6 protein-coding genes are annotated in these 7,841 nt (G+C 27.6%); 5 read left to right on the top strand and 1 reads right to left on the bottom strand.

The window, feature by feature from the left end; translation table 11 throughout:
• Window positions 1-411: 411 nt before the first annotated feature.
• From V3V28_RS01920 to V3V28_RS01900, 5 genes are all read left to right on the top strand, one after another.
• Window positions 412-2,007, top strand: coding sequence for a vitamin K epoxide reductase family protein (locus V3V28_RS01920; protein WP_331363331.1), 1,596 nt, complete (start codon window positions 412-414; stop codon window positions 2,005-2,007).
• Window positions 2,008-2,092: 85 nt separating this feature from the next.
• On the top strand, window positions 2,093-2,272 hold the full coding sequence (locus tag V3V28_RS01915) for a hypothetical protein (RefSeq protein ID WP_331363330.1): 180 nt from the start codon (window positions 2,093-2,095) through the stop codon (window positions 2,270-2,272).
• A 42-nt stretch (window positions 2,273-2,314) separates the two neighbouring features.
• Entirely contained in the window at window positions 2,315-4,501 is a 2,187-nt protein-coding gene (locus V3V28_RS01910; RefSeq protein ID WP_331363329.1) for a peptidase domain-containing ABC transporter, read from the top strand.
• Between the two features lie 395 nt (window positions 4,502-4,896).
• On the top strand, window positions 4,897-5,055 hold the full coding sequence (locus V3V28_RS01905) for a hypothetical protein (protein ID WP_331363328.1): 159 nt from the start codon (window positions 4,897-4,899) through the stop codon (window positions 5,053-5,055).
• Between the two features lie 66 nt (window positions 5,056-5,121).
• Window positions 5,122-6,411 carry an HlyD family secretion protein gene (locus V3V28_RS01900; RefSeq protein WP_331363327.1) on the top strand — a complete coding sequence of 430 codons (1,290 nt, stop codon included), beginning with the start codon at window positions 5,122-5,124 and terminating at the stop codon, window positions 6,409-6,411.
• 427 nt (window positions 6,412-6,838) lie between these two features.
• On the opposite strand, the gene groEL is transcribed toward V3V28_RS01900, so the two are convergent.
• The coding region (gene groEL / locus V3V28_RS01895) for a chaperonin GroEL (RefSeq protein ID WP_331363326.1) at window positions 6,839-7,841 on the bottom strand (1,003 nt) is incomplete at its 5' end.

Raw genomic sequence — 7,841 nt, 5'->3', positions numbered from 1 at the left:
TACCTCTAAAATTTTCTCGTAATTTGCTCTAAAGCTGTTCATCTATTTAAATGTTTGAAATTCAATTAAATATACGATTCTCTTAATCAATGAACAGCTTTTTTATAATGCACAACAGGTTAATTTAAGTTAATTGCTGAATAACAATTCTCTTTTTTTAATGTAGAACGATGATAAATTTTTTTTGTCATCGTTTTTTTATGCTTTATATAAACAACTCAATTTTAAAATGTTGTTTCAGTTATTACTTTATATGCTACTACTATTACTTTAAGTTTGATTAAGTTTCTTTAAATAATGATATTAGCTTTATCAAAATATAGATTAAAATTTTTTACCCTGTTATATTAATTTAAATATCTCAATTTAATAATCAATATTATAAAGAACATTTTTAAAATATTATTAGATTTGAAAAACTCTATCATTTATTTAGTAGAACAATTACTTAAAAGAAATAAAATTGGTTTTGACAAGAAAGAGTTAAGCTTTCAAATACAAAGCCATCCTTCATTTCCAAGTTTATTTTCTATAACGGATGTTTTACATCATTTTAATATAGATAATATAGCAACTAAAGTTAGCGTAACGTTAGAAGTGCTTTTACAGCTACCAGATTGTTTTATTGCACAAGTTTATAAAGGTAATGATAAAGACTTGGTAATAGTTGTAAGAAAAGATTTAGATTATATTTTAATAGATTCTTCAGGGAAAGAAAATAAAACTACAGAAACATATTTTTTACAAATTTTCACAGGAATTATTGTTGCTGTTGAAAAAGAAGATGAAAATAAAAAATCTCAACCAAAAACTATAAATTCTACTTTAAAATATATAATATTTTTTGTTATTCTAATAGTAATATTTATTGTTAACGAGACGCCTTTAACAACACTTTTTTTCTTTTACACATCTTTAATTGGTGTTTTAGTTAGTATAGCCATTGTTAAACAAGAGCTAGGTTTAAACTCATTAATCGGTAATGCCTTTTGCGCTTCTATCAATGAAAAAAAAGATTGTGATGCGGTTTTAAACTCTAATGGAGCTAAACTTTTTAAAAATTATAAATTAAGTGACCTCTGTTTGATCTATTTTTTTTGCTTGGGAGTTTCTTCTTTTTTAATTATAATTCAAAACTCATCTATAAATATATTATATGCTTTAAGCCTTTTAACTTTACCTATAACTATTTATTCTATTTATTATCAACTTAAAGTTATAAAAAAATGGTGCTTACTATGTTTAAGTATCGTTGGTGTTTTATGGCTTCAAATATCTACTACTTTTTTTTTAGAAACAATAGATACCAATTTTTATTATAAGCCTTTTCTAATTATTCTTTTTACTTTTTTATCAATAATAGTTATTTGGAACTCTATAAAGCCTTTATTATTAGAGCTCAAAGAAGCGAAAACAGAAAGAATAGAGTTTTTAAGATTTAGAAGAAATTACTCTATATTCTCTTCATTATTAACTAAGCCTACAAGGATAGCAACTCAAATAAAAAATACTTCAGAAATTATTTTAGGAGACAAAGATTCATTGTTAGAAATTGTGGTCATTACAAGTCCTTTTTGTGGTTTCTGTATTCCTGTTCATAAAACAATTGAAAACATTATTCGTAAGTACAAAAATAATGTAAAAATTATTATTCGTTTTAATACAGACACTACAGAAACAGATAATCAGTTGTTGAAAATTGCATCTCGATTATTAGAAATTTACAATACTAGAGGGCAAGAGTTTTTCATTTCTGCTATGAATGAAGTGTATGAGAACCCTATAGAATGGATGGGTAATCAAAAATATTTTAAACCAAATCAAAAATATTTAGAAGTTTTAAAGAAACAGAACCATTGGTGTATTCAAAACAAAATTAATTTTACTCCAGAAATTTTAATCAACGGGAAACCTTTTCCGAAAGAGTATAACAAAACAGATTTAATCTATTTTATAGAAGATTTATATGCTACTATTTCTATAGCAGATGATATAGATAACAAATGATAAAAATATTTTTCGAAGAATAGACATAGATAGTGGGTGTCTTTAAATGACCACTTTTAAACAAATATTTATAAAATTTTTAAAAATGAAAAATTTACAAAATTTAGGAGAATCTTTAAGTAGAACAGAACAACAAACAGTTAACGGTGGTAGAAGAACATGGCATATTCTTAGAACTTGCTTTAGTGGTGGTGCCGGAGTGTCTTTTGGCTGTCCAAGTTCAGCTTGGGAATGTTGTGATGGTGTATGTAAAAAAGCCTGTTAATTATTTTGAAGCATGTTTTACGTGCTTCATTTTTTTTTTTTTTTGCAAAAATTTCCAACATATCGTCAAACCGAGTCCAAAGATTGTGGACCAACGTGTATAAAAATAATAGCCAAATATTACGGCAAGCTTATAAATACACAACAGTTACGAAGCTTAAGTGAAACTACAAGAGAAGGTAGTAGTTTGTTAGGCTTAAGTGATGCTGTAGAATCTGTTGGTTTTAAATCTTTAGGAGTAAAATTAAGTTTCAAAAAACTTTTAGAAGCACCCTTGCCATGTGTTGTTCATTGGAATAAAAGCCATTATATAGTTTTATATAAAATCAAAAAAAATACTGTTTATATTTCAGACCCTGCATTTGGGCTTATCACTTTTACTGAAAAAGAGTTTATAAAAAATTGGATTGGTAATAATGCAGATGAAACTACAGAAGAAGGAATTGTTTTATTAATAGAACCCACACCAAAATTTTATCAGTCAGAATTTGAAGACGATGAAAAATTCGGTTTTTCTTATATTTTTAAATACCTTTTTAAATATAAAAAATTTGTAGTTCAATTGATTGTTGGATTGCTTGCAGGAAGTTTATTACAACTAATTTTACCATTTCTTACCCAAAGTGTGGTTGATGTTGGGATTAAAAATCAAGACATTAATTTTATATATCTAATATTAATTGCACAATTATTTTTATTTGTTGGTAAGGCAGCTTTAGAAATTATTAGAAGCTGGATTCTATTACATTTAAGTACACGAATAAATATTTCATTAATATCAGATTTCTTTATTAAGTTAATGAAACTGCCTATTTCTTATTTCGATGTTCGCATGACAGGAGATCTTTTACAGCGAATTAACGATCATCAAAGAATTGAAAGAATTCTTACAACCTCTTCATTAACTGTTTTGTTTTCATTCTTTAATTTAATCATTTTCAGTTTTGTTTTGGGATATTATAGTTTGCAAATTTTTACCGTATTTGTTATTGGGAGTTTGCTGTATTTTGGGTGGGTTTTATTCTTTTTTAAGAAAAGAAAAGAACTAGACCATAAAAATTTCACTGAAGTTAGTCAAGAACAATCTAAGGTAATTGAGCTTATTAATGGTATGCAAGAAATTAAATTGCACAATGCAGAAAGACGTATGCGTTGGAACTGGGAATATGTACAAGCTCGTCTTTTTAAAGTAGCAACAAAAAGTTTGGCTTTAGAACAAACACAAAGTGTAGGGTCTAATTTTATTAACGAACTAAAAAATATGTTTGTTACTGTTTTGTCTGCAAAACTGGTAATTGATGGCGATATTACTTTAGGAATGATGATGGCAATAAGTTATATAGTTGGGCAATTAAATGGACCAATTGTACAGCTTATTAGTTTTATGAGAGATGTACAAGATGCACAAATTTCTATAGAAAGATTAGGAGAGATCCATAATATGGAAGAAGAAGAAAAACCAGGAGATGAAAAATTAACTGAAGTTCCAAATAATGCAACTATAAAATTAAACAAAGTAACTTTTAGGTATACAGGTGGTTTAGAACCTGTTTTAAAAGATTTATCGTTAGAAATACCAGCAAATAAAACTACAGCAATTGTTGGTGTAAGTGGAAGTGGAAAAACAACTTTAATAAAATTATTATTAGGTTTTTATCAAGTTGATACTGGAGAAATTATGGTTAATAATTTCAATTTAAAAAATATTTCCCCCAAAGAATGGAGAAGAAATTGTGGAGTCGTCATGCAAGAGGGCTATATTTTTAATGACACCATTGCTAAAAACATTGCAGTAGGAGAAGATTATGTAGACAAAGAAAAATTAGCACATGCTATAAATCTTGCCAATATCTCAGATTATATAGAAAACCTTCCTTTAGGATACAATACAAAAATTGGTAGTGAAGGATCAGGCTTAAGTACAGGTCAAAAACAACGCTTATTAATAGCAAGATCTGTTTATAAGAACCCAAAATATTTATTTTTCGATGAAGCCACATCAGCTTTAGATACAAATAATGAAAAGATAATTATGGAAAACCTAAACACATTTTTCAAAGATAAAACAGCTGTTGTTATAGCACACAGGCTAAGTACGGTGCAAAATGCAGATCAAATAGTTGTTTTAGAAAAAGGAAAAATTATAGAAAAGGGAAATCATAAAGAATTAATACAATTAAAAGGAAGTTACTTTCATTTGGTGAAGAATCAATTGAATTTAGGTAAATAACGGTCATTCTTGCGACTTGTGCTGAAATTGATCCAGTAAGGCAGGAATCTATAATATAATTAGTTATTTCTTAAACGGTAGAAATAAGCAAAATATTTTTTCGCGAAGAATAGACACAAACTGCAAGTGTCTTTAAATAAAGCAGAACAAAGTAGTATTAATGGAGGTACTGGTAAGTATGGTAAAAAATGCTTTTGTAGAATAGGAAATATATGGATTCAAGTTTCTTGTTCTAAAAGATGTAACAATGGTCAAGATCCAATAAATTAAGGACTTAATAAGTTAGATGTAGACTCAATTTGTTTACATCTAACATTTTTTTTAATTAATTCTAGACACAAACTGCAAGTGTCTTTAAATGATTGCAAGTTAAACAAATATTAAATTTTATTATTATGAACAAATCAATTTTAAATTTAGGAAAAGCTTTAAGTAAAGCTGAACAAAATAGTATTAATGGTGGAATCTACAGAAAACAATGGCATTGTCCTGAAGGTGAAATTAGATGTACAACTTACTTCGGAGGTAATAGTTGTTGTCCAAGTTTAGATTAAAGAATAATGACACCTTACTTTTTACTACAAAAGTAAGGTGTTTTTTTAATATTAAAAATTTATAAAATGCCAGATAATAAAAGTATAGAAATTAGAAGTGAAGAAATTCAAGAAATTTTGAGTTCTATACCCAATTGGATGATACGTTGGGGAAACACTTTATTTTTTGCACTTATACTACTTATAATTACTTTAACATGGTTTATTAAATATCCTGATGTAATTTCAACCCAAGTAATTTTAACAACAATAAACCCTCCAGAAAAAATTTATTCTAATGCTAACGGTAAATTTGATGCTATTTTAAAAGAAGATGGAGACGCTGTAAAAACGAATGAAGTTCTAGCTATTCTAGAAAATTCGGCACTTTATAAAGATGTTTATTTATTAAAAAAAGTAATTGATACTCTTACTTTTAATAGAAATAATTTTTCTTTTCCAATAAATCAGTTACCTCCTTTAATTTTAGGAGAAATTAATAGTAGTTTTTCAATTTTTGAAAATAATTATTCTGAATATATTTTAAACAAAAGATTAAATCCTTTTAAAAATAAATATTCAGCAAACCAATTGTCGTTAATAGAAGCTAAAGGAAGATTACAAGTTCTACAATCTCAAAAAGAGTTAAGTTTAAGGGAGTTAAGTTTTAAAGGAAAAGATGTAGAAAGACAAAAAAAACTATTTGAAAAAGGTGTAATTTCGGCTAAAGAAAATGAGCAAAAACAAATTGAGTTTTTGCAAGCAAAAAAGAGTTACAAAAATTTAGAAAATTCTATTTCTCAAATAAGAGAAGTAATTAATAATTCTAATAAAAACTTAAGGGGAACATCAATAGAAAAAAACCAACTAGAAAGTCGACTTTTAAAAAAGACTGTTCAATCTTTTTATCAGCTAAAAAAAGCGATTAATGATTGGGAGAAAAAATTTGTTTTAAAATCTTCTATTAATGGTACATTATCTTATTTATCAATTTGGGATAAAAATCAAATAGTAAAAAATGGAAATTTAGTTTTTACTATAATTCCATCAAATAAAGGGAGATTTATCGGTAAAATAATAGCTCCAGCTAAAAATTCTGGAAAAATAAAAAAGAGACAAAAAGTTCAAATAAAATTAGCAAACTATCCTTCAGATGAATATGGTGATTTAAATGGTGAAGTAGAGTCAATTTCATTGATGCCAAATCAAGAAGGGAATTATTTAATAAATGTAAAACTACCTAAAAGATTGATTACATCTTACAACAAAGAAATTGGTTTTAGGCAAGAAATGAAAGGAAGTGCAAATATTGTTACTGAAGATTTACGTTTAATTGAACGTTTTTTTTATCAGTTGAATAAGATTGTTAAAAGATAGAACAAATTATCAATCAATGAGTATTTTTAAACTAGGAAGTCATTTTGTAATATAAATTTGATTACTTTTGAGTTAAATTATTTATTAATCATAGTACAGGAAAACGTACACGATTTTATATTAAATTGAACAAAATAACATGGTTTATGAGTTTTTTGTCAAACTCATAAACCGAAGGTCACTGGTTCGAGTCCAGTTCCCGCTACTAATTAGAGTAATCAGAAATGGTTACTCTTTTTTTTTGCACTAAATTCTGCGGTACTTTATTTCAATAAAAATTCACCAATTATTTAACTCTATAAAACCTAGGTGTTTTAATTTAGAAGCTAAAATTTTTAAATTAAAAATCCGATAGAAATTAATCTATCGGATTTTTTATATCAATATTTCACAGAAGAGTAAAAAACTTATCTATGGTCATTCGTTATTACATCATTCCTGGCATTCCACCACCCATTGGAGGCATTCCTGCAGGAGCATCTTCTTTAATGTCAATTAAAGCACATTCAGTTGTAAGAATCATCCCAGCAACAGAAGCAGCATTCTCTAATGCTACACGAGTAACTTTTTTAGGATCTATAATTCCTGCTTCTAACATATTTACATATTGGTCAGATTTTGCATCATAACCAAAGTCTTTTTTACCTTCTAAAACTTTGTTTAACACAACAGAACCTTCACCTCCAGCATTTTCAACAATAATTCTTAACGGAGCTTCAATAGCTTTATTAATAATTTGTACACCTGTAGTTTCGTCTAAATTATCTGTAGTAATTTTTTCTAAAACTTTTTTAGCTCTTACTAAAGCAACTCCACCACCAGCAACAATTCCTTCTTCAACAGCAGCTCTTGTAGCGTGTAAAGCATCATCAACTCTGTCTTTCTTTTCTTTCATTTCTACTTCAGAAGCAGCACCAACATATAAAACGGCAACTCCGCCAGCTAATTTTGCCAAACGTTCTTGTAGTTTTTCTTTATCGTAATCAGAAGTTGTAGTTTCTATTTGCGTTTTAATTTGATTTACTCTTGCTTTAATCGTATCTGCATCTCCAGAACCATTTACAATTGTAGTGTTGTCTTTGTCAACTGTTATTGTCTCAGCAGTTCCTAATAAATCTAACGTTGCATTTTCTAAAGAGAATCCTCTTTCTTCAGAAATTACAGTTCCGCCAGTTAGAATTGCGATATCCTCTAACATCGCTTTTCTTCTGTCTCCAAAACCAGGAGCTTTTACTGCAGCAATTTTTAAACCACCTCTTAATTTGTTCACAACCAAAGTCGCTAATGCTTGTCCGTCTACATCTTCTGCAATGATTAATAAAGGTCTTCCAGATTGAGAAACTGGCTCTAAAATTGGAAGAATTTCATTAAGATTAGAAATCTTTTTATCAAATAATAAGATATATGGATTTTCTAAGTCAGCAATCATT

Origin of the sequence: Polaribacter sp., assembly GCF_036480315.1 — a bacterium.
In the GTDB taxonomy this organism is placed as follows: Bacteria; Bacteroidota; Bacteroidia; order Flavobacteriales; family Flavobacteriaceae; genus Polaribacter.
Note: the sequence above shows the minus strand (reverse complement) of the source record. Positions and strands in the feature narration are given on the sequence as shown.

What these genes read in the sequence shown, in the direction of transcription:
- V3V28_RS01905 (WP_331363328.1), top strand. Translation starts at nt 4,897, where the DNA reads ATGAACAAATCAATTTTAAATTTAGGAAAAGCTTTAAGTAAAGCTGAA.
- V3V28_RS01915 (WP_331363330.1), top strand. Translation starts at nt 2,093, where the DNA reads ATGAAAAATTTACAAAATTTAGGAGAATCTTTAAGTAGAACAGAACAA.
- V3V28_RS01900 (WP_331363327.1), top strand. Translation starts at nt 5,122, where the DNA reads ATGCCAGATAATAAAAGTATAGAAATTAGAAGTGAAGAAATTCAAGAA.